Source organism: Bradyrhizobium sp. AUGA SZCCT0177 (assembly GCF_018130125.1).
Taxonomy (GTDB): Bacteria; Pseudomonadota; Alphaproteobacteria; order Rhizobiales; family Xanthobacteraceae; genus Bradyrhizobium.
Genome location: NZ_JAFCMA010000026.1, coordinates 105,798 through 120,674, shown reverse-complemented (window position 1 = coordinate 120,674; position 14,877 = coordinate 105,798). Strand labels below are relative to the sequence as shown.

The 14,877-nt window shown below is 63.0% G+C and carries 11 protein-coding genes; 5 read left to right on the top strand and 6 right to left on the bottom strand.

Going from position 1 to position 14,877, the window contains the following annotated elements; translation table 11 throughout:
* The first annotated feature begins 63 nt into the window (after positions 1-63).
* The 5 genes from JQ597_RS27170 (at position 64) to cnbZ (ending at position 8,323) form a co-directional block, all read left to right on the top strand.
* Positions 64-3,159 carry a MexW/MexI family multidrug efflux RND transporter permease subunit gene (locus JQ597_RS27170; protein ID WP_212268463.1) on the top strand — a complete coding sequence of 1,032 codons (3,096 nt, stop codon included), beginning with the start codon at positions 64-66 and terminating at the stop codon, positions 3,157-3,159.
* Positions 3,160-3,280: 121 nt separating this feature from the next.
* Positions 3,281-5,863: an ATP-binding protein gene (locus tag JQ597_RS27165; RefSeq protein WP_212268461.1), complete on the top strand. Its 2,583-nt coding sequence runs from the start codon at positions 3,281-3,283 to the stop codon at positions 5,861-5,863.
* 60 nt (positions 5,864-5,923) lie between these two features.
* Positions 5,924-6,313, top strand: coding sequence for a response regulator (locus JQ597_RS27160; RefSeq protein ID WP_212268458.1), 390 nt, complete (start codon positions 5,924-5,926; stop codon positions 6,311-6,313).
* Positions 6,310-7,560, top strand: a complete 1,251-nt coding sequence (locus tag JQ597_RS27155) for an adenylate/guanylate cyclase domain-containing protein (RefSeq protein WP_212268457.1) — start codon at positions 6,310-6,312, stop codon at positions 7,558-7,560. The genes JQ597_RS27160 and JQ597_RS27155 overlap by 4 nt, the downstream gene beginning before the upstream one ends.
* Positions 7,561-7,579: 19 nt before the next feature.
* A complete protein-coding gene (cnbZ, locus tag JQ597_RS27150) occupies positions 7,580-8,323 on the top strand; it encodes a 2-amino-5-chloromuconate deaminase CnbZ (RefSeq protein WP_212268455.1) in 744 nt (247 codons plus the stop codon).
* A gap of 169 nt (positions 8,324-8,492) precedes the next feature.
* Here the strand turns inward: cnbZ and JQ597_RS27145 are convergent, their stop codons facing one another.
* The 6 genes from JQ597_RS27145 to JQ597_RS27120 all read right to left on the bottom strand — a co-directional run bounded on the left by JQ597_RS27145 (position 8,493) and on the right by JQ597_RS27120 (position 14,877).
* On the bottom strand, positions 8,493-9,380 hold the full coding sequence (locus JQ597_RS27145) for an ABC transporter permease (RefSeq protein ID WP_212268453.1): 888 nt from the start codon (positions 9,378-9,380) through the stop codon (positions 8,493-8,495).
* A 3-nt stretch (positions 9,381-9,383) separates the two neighbouring features.
* On the bottom strand, positions 9,384-10,325 hold the full coding sequence (locus JQ597_RS27140; RefSeq protein WP_192737237.1) for an ABC transporter permease: 942 nt from the start codon (positions 10,323-10,325) through the stop codon (positions 9,384-9,386).
* A gap of 148 nt (positions 10,326-10,473) precedes the next feature.
* Positions 10,474-11,985 carry an ABC transporter substrate-binding protein gene (locus JQ597_RS27135; protein ID WP_212268451.1) on the bottom strand — a complete coding sequence of 504 codons (1,512 nt, stop codon included), beginning with the start codon at positions 11,983-11,985 and terminating at the stop codon, positions 10,474-10,476.
* 17 nt (positions 11,986-12,002) lie between these two features.
* Positions 12,003-13,109 (bottom strand): ABC transporter ATP-binding protein, encoded by a 1,107-nt coding sequence (locus tag JQ597_RS27130; RefSeq protein ID WP_212268449.1) that lies wholly within the window; start codon positions 13,107-13,109, stop codon positions 12,003-12,005.
* Entirely contained in the window at positions 13,106-14,158 is a 1,053-nt protein-coding gene (locus tag JQ597_RS27125) for an ABC transporter ATP-binding protein (protein ID WP_249148229.1), read from the bottom strand. Before JQ597_RS27125 ends, JQ597_RS27130 begins: the two co-directional genes overlap by 4 nt.
* A complete protein-coding gene (locus JQ597_RS27120; protein WP_212268448.1) occupies positions 14,155-14,877 on the bottom strand; it encodes a DUF1028 domain-containing protein in 723 nt (240 codons plus the stop codon). The genes JQ597_RS27125 and JQ597_RS27120 overlap by 4 nt, the downstream gene beginning before the upstream one ends.

The window sequence follows — 14,877 nt, the reverse complement described above, 5'->3', positions numbered from 1 at the left end:
CAGGATTCAGGCATCGGTCTCGTGAAGGGACCGTGCCCACATGTTTGAACTGGATAACCAGCGATGGCCTTAACTGATATCTTCATCAAGCGCCCGGTTTTGTCGGTCGTCGTCAGCCTGCTGATTCTCTTGCTCGGTCTGCGGGCCGCCAGCGTCCTGCCGATCCGGCAGTATCCGAAGCTGTCGAACACGGTGATCAACGTCACCACCGTCTATCCGGGCGCGTCGGCGAATTTGATTCAGGGCTTCATCACGACGCCGATCGAGCAGGCGATCGCTTCCGCCGAAGGTGTCGACTACATCACGTCATCGTCGGTGCAGGGCACGAGCACGATCCAGGTCTACATCAAGCTGAATTTCGATCCGAACCAGGCGCTGACCGAAGTTCTCGCCAAGACGAACTCGGTCAAATATCTGATCCCGAAAGAATCCAACGATCCGATCGTGACCAAGACAACCGGTCAGACAACGGCCGTGATGTATCTCGGCTTCTCCAGCGAGGAGTTGTCCGGTTCGGCGATCTCGGACTATCTGACGCGCGTGGTTCAGCCGGTGCTGTCGACCGTCGACGGCGTGGCGTCGGCCGACATTCTGGGCGGCCAGACATTCGCGATGCGGCTGTGGCTTGATCCGATCAAGATGGCCGGGCGCGGCGTATCGCCGAGCGATGTCCAGGCGGCGATCCAGGCCAACAACTTCCAGGCTGCCGCCGGCCAGGCCAAGGGCTACTTCATCGTCTCCAACATTACGACCAATACCGACTTGCGGAGCCTTGATCAGTTCAAGCGGATGATCGTCAAGTCCAAGGACGGCGGCTTTGTTCGGGTCGAGGATATCGCGACCGTCGAACTGGCGGCGCAAAGCACCGACGCGAGTGTCGCGTTCAGCGGCGAGCGCGCGATCTTCATCGGCGTGCAGGCGACCCCGCAAGGCAATCCGTTGACGCTGGTCAAAGGTGTGCGTGCGCTGTTTCCGGAGCTGGAACGCAACTTGCCGCCTTCGATGAAGATGAAGGTGGCCTACGATTCCACCAAGTTCATTCAGTCGTCGATCGACGAGGTGCAGAACACGCTGATCGAGGCGATGCTGATCGTCGTGGTCGTGATCTTCCTGTTCCTGGCATCGTTCCGTTCGGTCATCATTCCCGTCGTCACGATTCCGCTGTCGCTGATTGGCGTCTGCAGCCTGATGCTGGCGCTGGGCTTCAGCTTCAACCTGCTGACGCTGCTGGCGATGGTGCTCGCCATCGGGCTCGTGGTCGACGATGCCATCGTGGTGGTCGAGAACATCCATCGCCATCTGGAAGAGGGAAAAACACCGGTACAGGCGTCCCTGCAGGGTGCGCGCGAAATCGTCGGTCCCGTGATCTCGATGACGATCACGCTGGCGGCCGTGTATGCACCGATCGGATTCCTCGGCGGCTTGACCGGCTCGCTGTTCCGCGAATTTGCCTTCACGCTCGCGGGCTCGGTGATCGTGTCCGGCGTGATTGCGCTGACACTGTCGCCGATGATGTGCTCGGTCCTGCTCAAGAGTGCCGAAGAGGGGCGTTTCGCCAGGATCGTCAACCGGGTGTTCGGCGCGATGACGCGCTGGTACGGAAGGCAACTCGATCGCTCGCTCGACTATCGCCCGATCACCGGCGTGTTCGCGCTGACGATCCTCGGTCTGGTCGGGTTCCTGTATATGAACACGGCCAAGGAACTCGCGCCCGAAGAGGACCAGGGCATCGTGTTCTCGGTGACCAAGGCGCCGAAATACGCCAACATCGACTATGTCGACTTCTACGGCGACAAGCTCGACAAGGCGTTTGCCAAGTTTCCCGAAACCGACCTGCGCTTCGTCCTGAATGGCATCAACGGGCCGCAGGGCGGGATCGCCGGCATGCTGCTCAAGCCGTGGGACGAGCGTGAACGTTCCTCGATCAAGCTGAAGCCGCTGGTACAGGCGGAGATCAGCAAGATCGAAGGTGTCCAGGCGTTCGCGTTCAACCTGCCGCCGCTCCCGGGCGGGCCCGGTGGTCTGCCGGTGCAGATGGTGATCAATTCGACCGCCGGCTTCCAGGCCGTCTATGAGGAGATGAACAAGCTAAAGGACGCGGCGCGCAAGAGCGGCCTGTTCATCGTCTCCGACAGCGACCTCGACTTCAATCAGCCGGTGGTGCGGGTCAACATCGACCGTTCCAAGGCAAGCGATCTCGGCATCAACATGGCGCAGGTCGGCGCCACGTTGCAGACTCTGCTGGGCGGCAATTACGTCAATCGCTTCAACCTCGAGGGGCGCTCGTATCAGGTGATCCCGCAGGTGCCCCGCGGCATGCGGCTGTCGCCGGAATCGCTCGGCGGTTACTATGTCCCGACCAACACGGGGCAATTGGTGCCGCTGTCGACCATCGTGTCGATCGAGACCGCGACCGATCCGAATTCGCTGACGCATTACAACCAGCTGAACTCCGCGACCTTCCAGGCGGTGCCGATGCCGGGCGTGACGGTTGGGCAGGCGGTGGACTTCCTCGAAGGTGAAGCCAAGAAGTTGCCCGCCGGCTTCGGTCACGACTACCTGGCCGATTCCCGCCAATATGTGCAGGAGGGCAATCAGCTCGCGATCACCTTCGGTTTCGCGCTGATCATAATCTTCCTGGTGCTGGCGGCGCAGTTCGAAAGCCTGCGCGATCCGCTGGTGATCATGATCAGCGTTCCCATGGCGATCGTCGGCGCGCTGATCCCGCTGTTCTTCGGCATGGCGACGATCAACATCTATACCCAGGTCGGATTGCTCACCTTGGTCGGTCTGATCACCAAGCACGGCATCCTGATGGTGGAGTTCGCCAACGAACTGCAGCTCAAGGAAGGTCTCGACAAGCGTTCGGCGATCGAAATGGCGGCCCGGATCCGGCTGCGTCCGATCCTGATGACGACGGCGGCGATGGTCACCGGCCTGATCCCGCTTCTGACCGCAACGGGCGCAGGTGCGGCGAGCCGCTTCTCGATTGGTCTCGTCGTGGTCTCCGGCATGTCGATCGGTACGCTGTTCACGCTGTTCGTGCTGCCGGCGGTCTATGTCTGGATGGCCACCGACCACCAGGCCAAGGCCGGTTCGCAGCGGACGAAGGAAATCGCGGATTTCGATCTGGGAACGCCTGGGCTCAAACCGACCTGAGCATGGCAGGCGAATAGGACGAAGACGGCGGCGGTCCTGATCGCCGCCGTTTCGTTATGAGCTCCGGCTTGCCGCGGTGCGGCAAGAGACAAGCGCAAGGCTTCTTGATACCTTGGCCGGGATGAGCATTTCCCTGCATCCCGGCACTCCTGAGGGGCGCACGCTGGCGACTGCTTCGCCCGCGGAGAATGCTGTGCCCGCGCAGGGGGCGCCCGGGACCAAAACCCGCAGCCGGCTGTTCACCAAATACGTCGCGCTGTTCGTCGCCGTGGTGGGCGTGGCGCTGCTTTCCAACGGGATTTTCGAGGTTTTCTTCTATTATCGGGAGCACAAAACCTCCCTGATCCGGATCCAGCACGAGCAGGCCGAAGCCGCCGCCGCCAAGATTGGCCAGTTCATCAAGGAAATCGAAAGCCAGCTGGGCTGGACCACCCAATTGCCCTGGTCGGCCGGATCGCTGCAGGATCGCCGGTTCGACGCACTCCGCCTGCTGCGGCAGGTGCCGGCGATCACCGAGCTGTCGCAGGTCGATTCCACCGGCAAGGAACGCCTGCGGGTGTCGCGCCTGGCGATGGATGTCGTCGACTCCGGCCTCGACCTTTCCAAGGACCCGAAATTCACGGAAGCCGTCGCCAACAAGGTGTTTTACGGGCCGGTGTATTTTCGCCGGGAGTCCGAGCCCTACATGACGCTATCGCTGGCCGGCACTCGCAAGGATGCCGGTGTCAGCATCGCCGAGGTCAATCTGAAGCTGATCTGGGACGTTGTCTCGCAGATCAAGGTCGGCGAGCGCGGCCACGCCTATGTCGTCGGCTCGGCGGGACGTCTGATTGCCCATCCCGACATCAGCCTGGTGCTGCGCAACACCGACATGTCGAAGCTGACGCAAGTGCAGGCCGCCCGCACCGGCAGAACCAGCGAAGCCGTTGAATTGCAGGGCGCGCTGAACATCCAGGGGCAGGAAGTGCTGACAGCATCCGCGCCGATCACCCCGCTGGGATGGACGATGTTCGTCGAACTGCCGGTCAACGAGGCCTACGCCTCGCTGTACCAGGCGCTGCAGCGGCTTGCCTTGCTGCTTGCGGCGGCATCGATCCTTGCGGTGCTCGCCGGAATTTTCCTGGCACGTCGCATGGTCGGCCCGATCCAGGCATTGCGGGCCGGCGCCGAACGCATCGGCGGCGGCGATTTCGCCCAGCGCATCAACATCAAGACCGGCGACGAACTCGAAGGCCTCGCCAATCAGTTCAACGACATGGGCGCGCGGCTGCAGGAATCCTATGCGGACCTGGAGAAGAAGGTCGAGACACGAACTGCGGAGCTGAGAGAGACGCTCGAACAGCAAACCGCGACGTCGGAAGTATTGGAAGTCATCAGCTCATCTCCGGGCGAACTGGATCCGGTGTTCCAGAAGATGCTCGAAAACGCTACGCATATCTGCGGAGCGCATTTCGGCACGATGAACCTTTACGACGGGGAAAGCTTCCGCAACGTTGCGCTCTACAATGTACCGGACGCGTATGTCGCACAGGCTGATATGCCGATCCGTCCGCACCCGAAAAGCGGCCTTGGCACGATTGTCAGAACCCATCAGGCGATCCAAATCGAGGATCTTCGGACACAAGCCCCCTATCTCGAAGGCCATCCAGCCGTTGTTGCAATGTCCGATCTTGCAGGGGCCCGGACCATTGTCATCGTGCCGCTGCTCAAGGAAAACGAGTTGATCGGAACGATTGCGATCTATCGCCAGGAGGTCCGGCCGTTTACCGACAAGCAGATCGCGCTTGTCAGCAATTTCGCCAACCAGGCCGTGATCGCCATCGAGAACACGCGGCTGCTCCGCGAATTGCGCGAACGTACCAAGGATCTGAGCGAGTCTCTCGACGAATTGCGCACCGCGCAGGACCGCCTGGTGCAGACCGAGAAACTGGCCTCGCTCGGCCAGCTCACCGCGGGGATCGCGCACGAAATCAAGAACCCGCTCAATTTCGTCAACAATTTCTCGGCGCTGTCGGCGGAACTGATCGACGAGCTGAACGATGTGCTGAAGCCCGCCGCGCTCGACGACAAGACCCGCGAGGAGATCGACGAACTCACCCATATGCTGAAGGGAAATCTCGAAAAGGTCGTGCAGCACGGCAAGCGTGCCGACTCGATCGTCAAGAACATGCTGCTGCATTCGCGCGAGGGATCAGGCGAACTCCGCTCCGCCGACATCAATGCGATCATCGAGGAGAGCCTCAACCTCGCCTATCACGGCGCGCGGGCGGAAAAATCCGGATTCAACATCACGCTCAAGCGCGATTTCGATCCCGAGGCCGGCATGGTCGATCTCTATCCGCAGGAAATCACGCGGGTTTTCCTCAATCTGATCTCGAACGGTTTTTACGCCGCGACCAAGCGCAAGGAGACGGGCGAGGAGGGCTTCGAGCCCGTTCTGACGGCGACGACGAAAAACCTCGGCAACAAGGTGGAAATCCGGATTCGTGACAATGGCACGGGTATCCCCTTGGAAGTGAAGGAGAAAATGTTCAATCCCTTCTTCACGACGAAACCCGCGGGCGAGGGAACCGGGCTCGGATTATCGATGAGTCACGACATCGTGGTGAAACAGCACGGGGGCAAGATCGACGTACGGACTGAGCCTGATGTATTCACCGAATTCATTATTACGCTGCCGCGAAAAGGCGTAGCGCAGGCATGATCCCGAAAAGTGGAGACCGGTTTTCGGGTAAGATCATGCCCAATGATACTGGAGGCAAAATTGAGCGTTTACATCCTCGTCGTGGATGACGAGCCCGATGTCGAAACGCTGTTTCGGCAGCAGTTCCGGCGCGACCTCAAATCCGGTCGCTTTACGATGGAGTTCGCGCCGTCGGCGCCTGCGGCGCTGGAGCGTGCTGCGGAAGTTCGTGACCCGTCGCTGATCCTGATCCTGTCCGACATCAACATGCCCGGCATGAGCGGGCTTGAAATGCTGCCGAAGGTGCGCGCGGCGCGGCCTGATGTGCCCGTCATCATGATCACCGCCTATGGCGATGCCGAAACCCGCCGCAAGGCGATCGAGCGCGGCGCGATCGGCCTCTTGACCAAGCCGATCGATTTTGCGCTGCTGCGCCACGAGATCGATACCCGGCTCGGGCAAGCCGCATGACCGCAACGATCCTCGTCGTCGACGACGAGCCCGATCTCGAGGCTCTGGTGCTGCAGAAATTCCGTCGTCAGATCCGCGACGGCATCGTAGCCTTTGTGTTCGCCCATGACGGGATCGAAGCGTTGGCCTCGATCGAGCAGAACCCGCATGTCGACATGGTGGTATCCGACATCAACATGCCGCGCATGGACGGGCTGTCGCTGCTCGCCAGGCTGCAGGAGGCCGAAGACAAGAAATCCACCATCATCGTGTCCGCCTATGGCGACATGAGCAACATCCGCACCGCGATGAACCGCGGCGCGTTCGATTTCCTGACCAAGCCGATCGATTTCGGCGATCTGGAAATGACGATCGACAAGACCATCCGCCATGTCGAGATGATGCGCGAGGCGCGCCGCCGCCAGGCCGAGGCCGAGCGCGCGCACGCCTCACTGTCGCGCTATTTCTCGCCGCAGATTGCGAGCCGTCTTGCCGCCATCGGCGACAGCGACGGCATGGAGGTGCATTGGCGTGAGGTCGCGGCGATCTTCACCGACATCACCGGTTTCACCTCGCTGGTGGAAACCGCCGCACCCGACGTGCTGGGTACGCTGCTCGGCGACTATGTGGGCGGCATGACCGACGTGGTGTTCGCGCATGAGGGGACGGTCGCCAAGATCATCGGCGATGCGATCCACGTTCTGTTCAACGCGCCGGGGGATCAGCCTGATTACGCCAGGCGCGCGATCGCCTGCGCTCACGATCTCGATAGCTGGGCGCAGGAGTTTCGCCTGCGCTGGAAGGAAAAGGGCGTGAATTTCGGGGCCACGCGCGTCGGCGTCCACGCCGGTCCCGCGCTGGTCGGTAATTTCGGCGGCAGCCGGTTTTTCGATTACACCGCCTATGGCGACACCATCAACACGGCGGCGCGGCTGGAGGCCGCCAACAAGTTCCTGGGCACGCGGATTTGCGTCAGCGCCGTGGTCGCTGATGGCGCCGGGGATTTCCGCGGCCGGCCGGTCGGCGACCTCGTGCTGCGCGGACGCAGCGAGCCGCTGCGCGCCTATGAGCCGTTGACCGCGGCAGCGTTTGAGAGCCCCGCGACGGCGCAATATTCCGAAGCCTTCGCCAAGCTCGAGGCCGGCGACCCCGCGGCGATGCCGGCCTTTGCAGCGCTGGTCGGCGCCCATGCCGACGATGCGCTCGCCGGCTTTCATTTGAAGCGGCTGCTCAACGGCGCCAAGGGCGTGCGGATGCAACTGGAATAACGGGAAACGGAGAGTGGATATGACGACCGACTTTGTGGCAGGCAATTACCGGTTCATCCCGGCGGTGTTTCAGTATTCGGCTGGCGCAGCAGCCAACCCCGGTTTCGAGATCGAGCGGGTGCGGTTCGACAAACCGGTGGCGCTGGCGGAAGGCTTTGCCCAGATCGCGAAATATATCCAGGCCGCCGGCAGGCCGCTGACCTCGTTCTGCGCCTGCGAGCTGCGCTCGCCGGCCGCCTTCACCGACGAGGGTTTCCGGAACTTCAACCTGCACTACGTCAAGACGCTCGCCGCATGGGACATCTATGACGGCACCACCAACCCGGTGGCGCGCAGCAATGTCTGTCCCGAGATCGACCCGCCGGCCGAGCCGTCGTTCTATGCCTTCTCGTTCACGCGCCCGAGCGGGAATACGACGCCGAGCTTCGTGATCGCGGGCAGCGGCGAATCGCTGGAAGGCGGTGCGACCTATGCCGAGCGCACCGTGCGGTACCGCGACCTCAGCCCCGACGGCTTGAAGGAGAAAGTGAGCTACGTGGTCGGCGCCATGGAAAAGCGCATGGGCGAATTCGGCTTCGGCTGGAAGGATGCGACGGCGGCGCAGACCTACACGATCCACGACTTCCATCCGGTGTTTGCCGAAGAGCTGGTCCGCCGCGGCGCCGCGCGTTCGGGCCTGACCTGGCATTTTGCAAGGCCGCCGGTGATCGACCTCGAATACGAGATGGATTGCCGGCGGGTGTTGCGGGAGATCGTGATTTAAGGAAACCGGTAGCGCTTCTCCCTCGCCCCGCTCTTCGCGGGGAGAGGGGCGGGGTGAGGGGCACTTCTATCCGCGAGCGTTGAATTCGAGGTTGGACCGGTACCCCCTCACCCGGATCGCAAGTGCGATCCGACCTCTCCCCGCAAGCGGGGCGAGGTGAAGCAAGCGCCTACCGCTCCCTTGGATCGAGCGCGTCACGCAGGCCGTCACCGACCAGGTTGAACGACAGCACCACGAGGAAGATCGCCAGTCCCGGCCAGACCGCCATCCAGGGCGCGTTGGTCAGGAAACGCTGCGCGGCGTTGAGCATGCTGCCCCAGGACGGCGAGGGCGGCTGCTGGCCGAGGCCGAGGAACGACAATGCGGCCTCGGCAATGATGGCGGCCGCAATCGACAGCGTGGCCTGCACCAAAAGCGCCGGCATGATGTTCGGCAGGATATGGAACAGCGCGATGCGCCAGCGCGGATTGCCCATCGCGCGTGCCGCCTCGACATAATCCTCGACCTTGACGCTCATCACCTGGCCGCGAGTCAGCCGCACGAAGATCGGCGTCGCCGAGATGCCGATCGCGATCATGGCGTTGCCGAGGCTCGGGCCGAGAAACGCCGCCAGCGCAATGGCGAGGATCAGGAACGGGCAGGCCAGCATCGCATCGGTGATGCGGCTGATCAGGCCGTCGATGAAGCCGCCGCGATAGCCCGACAGCAAGCCGAGCGGCACGCCGATGCCGAGCGCAATCCCGACCGAGATCGCGCCGGCCATCAGCGAGGCCCGCGCGCCATAGACCACGCGGGCCAGGATATCGCGGCCGAGATCGTCGGTGCCGAACCAGTGCTGCCACGTCGGCGGCTTGCGCACCAGCGACCAGCTGGTTGCGATCGGATCATAGGGCACGATCAGCGGCGCGAACAGCGAGAGCACCACGAACAGCGCGATCACGACGAGGCCGACCACGGCGCCCTTGCGCTTGAACAGCCGCCGCAGCGCGCGCCGGGTCGGGCTCTCCAGTTCATCGGAGGCGACTTTTGGAAGGGTGCCGAGAGCGACGTCGGTCATGGGTTATGCCCTCAGCCGCGGGTTGACGAGGACATAGGCGATATCGGCGACAAGATTCAGCGTGATGTAGATCGTCGCCGTTGTCAGCACGACGCCTTGCACGACCGCGTAGTCACGGTTGAACACGGCGTCGACGATCAATTTTCCAAAACCCGGAATCGAAAAAATCTGCTCGGTCAGCACCGCGCCCGACAGCAGCGTGCCGAGTTCGAGCGCGCCGAGCGTGATCACCGGCGTCAGCGCGTTGCGCATCGCATGCTTGAGGATCACCGAGCGTTCGGAAAGGCCTTTTGCGCGCGCTGTCCGCACGTAATCGCTCTCCAGCACCTGCAGCATGGCGCTGCGGGTGTGCCGCATCAGGATCGCGGCGATGGCGTTGCCGAGCACGAAGGCGGGCATGATGGTGGAGGCGAGGCTGGCGCGCCAGTTTTCCGACAGCGGCACATAGCCGGAGGCCGGAAGCCAGCCGAGCTCGATCGAGAACAGGAAGATCAGCATGATGCCGAGCCAGAAATTCGGCGTCGAGATGCCCCACAGCGCGAACAGGTTGGCGCCGTAGTCCCACGCCGTGCCTTTCTTGACGGCCGATACGATGCCGGCGGGAATTCCGATCAGGAAGGCGATCACGATCGCCATCGAGCCGAGCTGGATCGTCACCGGCAGTTTCTGCGCGATCAGGCTCAGCACCGGCACCTTGATGCGCAGCGACTCGCCGAAATCCCCCGACAGCACGCCCTTGACCCAATAGACGTACTGGATCGGGATCGGCTGATCGAGCCGGTATTGCGCGCGGATTTGCGCGATCACTTCGGGATCGCGCTCCTCGCCGGCCATGACAAGCGCGGGATCGCCGGGCAACAGATGCTGCAGCGAAAAGATCAGGACCGACACGAAGAACAGCGTCGGGATCAGCTGCAGGATACGCTGGCCGAGGAAGTTCAGCATGGTTTTCCCCGTGTCCCGGGCGCGGCGCAACATGCAATGTTGCGCTGCTGAACCGGGACCCAGTCTGGCCGCACGGTAGATCCCGGCTCTGCGGAGCAGCGTAATAACGCTGCACCGCGTCCGGGACACGTGAGCATGGGTCGGCCTCTCACTTCAGCGTCAACCCGGTCACGCGCACCAGGCCGTCCGGCATCTGCTTGTAGCCTTCGAGTTTTGTACTATGCGCAATCAGGATCTTGCGGTGATAGATGTAGAGCAGCGGCTTTTCCTCCAGCACGAGCTTGGCCAGCTTCTCATAGATGGCCTTGCGCTGCGCCTGATCCGTCACAAGACGCCCGTCGTCGAGCGCCTTGTCGGCTTCGGGATTGGACCAGGCGCTGTAGTTCTGTGGCGCGTTGGATTTCTGGAACACGTAGGAATTGCCGTCGGGATCGATTCGTCCGCTCCAGGCCAGCATGAACGCCTGGTATTCGCCTGACTCGGCCAGTTTCAGCGAGGTTGCGAATTCGGTGACCCTGATCTTCATGTCGAAGCCGGCTTCGGAGGCCATCGACTGGATCACCTGCGCCACCGCTTCGGTTTCCGCGCCCTTCGGCACCATGAAATCGACGCTGACGGGCGCCGTGACGGCGGCTTCCTTCAACAGCGCCTTGGCCTTGGCGATATCACGGCCGCGGACCGGAAATGCCTTCTGGTAATAGGGATGGTCGGGATTGACCCATTGGTTGCCGGGCTTGAACTCGCCGTTGAACACCACCTGGTTGATGGCCTCGCGATCGAGCGACAGATCGAGCGCCTGGCGGACCTTTGCGGATTGGCTGAGCGGTCCCTTGGTCTTGTCCTTGCCGACGTTCAGCGTCACGCCCTGATAGCCGAGCTCGATGGCGCTGGATAATTTCAGCTTCGGGTCGCTCTGCACCGCCTTGATGTCGGTGGCGAGCAGGCGTTCGATCAGATCGAGACCGCCGGATTTCAGATTGGCGAGGCGCACGGTGGCATCGACCAGCGGCAGATAAACGATGCGGTCGATCTTGACCGCGTCCTTGTTCCAGTAATCGGCGAATTTCTCGAACACGATACGGTCCTGCTGCACGCGCTCGACGAACTTGTATGGCCCTGCACACACCGGCTTCAAGCCGAACTTGTCGCCTTCGGCCTTCGCGGCCTTTGGCGAAACCATCATGCCGGCGCGGTCGGTGAGCTGGGCGATCAGGGGCGAGAACGGCGTCTTCAACACCAGTTTGATGGTGAGGGGATCGACCACGTCGACACGGTCGAGCTGCGCCAGTTCCGGTTTGCGGAACGAGGTCGGCATGGTCAGATGGCGGTCGAGCGAGAATTTCGCGGCCTCGGCGTCCAGCGGCTCGCCGTCGTGGAATTTCACGCCCGGCCGCAGCTTGATGATGACCTCCTTGCCGTCGGCCGAGGTCTCATGCGACAGCGCGAGCTGCGGCACGATGTTGATCTTTTCGTCGATGTCGAACAGCTTGTCGCACAATGATGCGAACACGATGCGGCCGACATAGGTACGCCCGAGCGTCGGATCGAGAATGTCCGGGTCCTCGGCCAGGCCGATGCGCAGCGTGGTCTGGGCCTGAACACTCGCCTCGAACGACAGCAACAGAGCTGCCGCAGTTACCGCCAAACGCAAGATTTTCATCGCAACAATCCCCTTGATTACACTGCTGCCGGTCGTGTTCCTGATATATCAACCCCGTTACGGCCCGCACCTTCCGCCCGCCCAAAGGCGGCGACCAGTTTTTCCAGCACCGGTGAAAAGCCGCCATCACTGGGAACGATGCTATCAGGCGCCGGCAGTTCCGCCATCCGATGGCAAGCGGTGGCGTGCCCCGTGCTGTCGGCCAAGAGTTGCGGCACGTCGGTGCGGCAGCGCTCGACCACGTAAGGGCAGCGGGTATGAAAGCGGCAGCCGGACGGCGGATCGAGCGCGCTCGGCATCTCGCCCTGCAGCACGATGCGGCTGCGTTTGGCTTGTGGCCTGGGTACGGGAATAGCTGACAACAAAGCCCGGCTATAGGGATGGCGCGGGGCGGCGAACAGCGCCTGCGCATCCGCGGTCTCGACGATGACGCCGAGATTCATCACCGCGACGCGGTCGGCGATGTGTTTTACGACGGCAAGGTCGTGCGAAACAAAAATGTACGCAAGACCCAGCCGGTTCTGCAAATCACGCAGCAGGTTCAGGATTTGCGAGCGGATCGAGACGTCGAGCGCCGATACCGGCTCGTCGCAGATGATCAGTTTCGGTTCCACCGCCAGCGCCCGTGCGATGGCGATGCGCTGGCGCTGGCCGCCGGAAAATTCATGCGGATAGCGCCGCGCAAAGCGCGGCTCCAGCCCGACCAGCCGCAGCAATTCCTCGACCCGCTCGCGGCGGCGCGGCGCGGGCACCAGGTCGTGCAGCGCCAGCGGCTCGGTCAGGATCTGGCTGACGGTCATGCGCGGGTTGAGCGAAGCGTAAGGATCCTGGAAGATGATCTGCGCGTCACGGCGGAAGTTGCGCAATGCATTGGCATCGAGCGCCAGCAGATCGCGGCCCTCGAAGCGAACGCTGCCGGCGTCCGGTTCGATCAGCCGCAGCACCAGCCGGCTCACGGTGGATTTGCCGCAGCCGGATTCACCGACCAGCGCCAGCGTCTTGCCGGCCTCGACGCGGAAACTGACGCCGTCGACGGCCTTGACGAAGGCGGTGGCGCGGCCGAACACCGAACGTCCCGCGACGAAATGCTTTACGAGTCCTTCAACTTCGAGCAGCGCGGTCATGACACCAGCCGCTCCAGCGGCGCCCTGATGCAGCGCGAGGCGTGGCCGGGGCTGAGGGTCGCCAGCGGCGGCGGCGCCGCGACGCAGATGTCAGCGACAAAGGGACACCGCGCCGAGAAACGGCAGCCGGGCGGCGGATTGGCCATGTTCGGCACCATGCCCTCGATGGTCGCCAGATGCGACGCGCGGCGACCGAGCCGCGGGATCGAGCCGAGCAACCCGACCGTGTAGGGGTGCTGCGGATTGGCGAACAGCTCATCGACCGGGGCGCGCTCGACGATCTCGCCGGCATACATCACGGCGACCTCGTCGCAGACCTCGGCGACGACGCCGAGATCGTGCGTGATCAGGATGATCGCGGCGCCACTGGCGGCCTTCAGCTCGCGCATCAGATCGAGGATCTGCGCCTGCAGGGTGACGTCGAGCGCGGTGGTCGGCTCGTCCGCGATCAGCAAACGGGGATCGCAGGCCAGCGCCATCGCGATCATCACGCGCTGGCGCATGCCGCCGGAGAGCTTGTGCGGATATTCGTCGATGCGCTTGTCGGGCGAGGGGATGTGGACGCGGCGCAACAGCTCGATCGCGCGCTCGCGCGCCTGGCGCTTCGAGCCGCCGCGATGGCGCAGGATGGTCTCGATGATCTGGTCGCCGATGGTAAAACTCGGATTGAGCGAGGTCATCGGCTCCTGAAAAATCATCGCCAGCCGATTGCCGCGCAGGTCGCGCAGGGTCTCGTCGGGCACGTCGAGCAGATCAAAACCGTCGAAGCGGATCGAGCCTGACACTTCGGCCGAATGTTTCGACAAAAGTCCCATGATGGCGAGTGACGTCACGCTCTTGCCGCAACCGGATTCGCCGACCAGCCCCAGCGTCGCGCCGTTGGCGACACTGAGATCGACGGCATCGACGGCGTGCGTCGTGCGGCCGTCGTCGCCATGGAACACGACGCGAAGGCCCTCGATCTCGATCAGCGGACTGGATTCTGGATTTGACGCGTTTTCTTGACGCGAACCGGTTTCCACTTCGCTGGAAAACGCTCTTGAGGTCATGCCTTGCCTGCGGTCGCCGCTTTGATGCTGGCCTCGATGCCGGCGTCGATGGTCGCGCGATCGGTGATTCCGGCCGGGTTTTTGCGCGTCGGCATGAATGCGCGGAAATGCACCCAGCGCTCGCGGCTCACTTCTTCCAGCCGCTCGAGCTCGCGCAGCGGATCGGTATGGTCGTCGACACGCAAATTGAGCTCGGACCATTCCTCCTCGCCATGGATCAGCAGCGCCGCGGACTGCTTGCCACGCTTGTCGCCGCCCGCCGCTTCGCCCGCATGCATCGCGGCGATCAGCCGGCGGGGAAAGGGCAGGCCAGCATTGGCGACATAGGCTTTTGCGGTGTCGTCGAGCACGGCGGCGCCGGCCAGCATGTTGCCCGCGATCGAGAAGCCGTCGCCCTGAATGTGTCCGCACCAGTCGACGCAATCGCGGCCGGTATGCGCGGCGATGCGGCCTTTCGCGTCCATGATGTGCAATTGCCGGCTTTCGCGGCCGTCGTCGGTGGCAACAAGGGTCTTGAGGATGTCGTCCGGTTCACGTCCCTGGCTCAACAGTTTCACGCCGTCGATGCCGTAATAGGGATTAACCAGCGCCTGGGTCGCGATGCCGCCGATGCCGGCCACGACATGCGGTACGCGCGCGCCGACTGCGAAGAATTTGGTCGCGACCGCGATGCCGAACTGGCCGGTTGCGGGATCGCGCGCGATGATCGACCAAGTCAT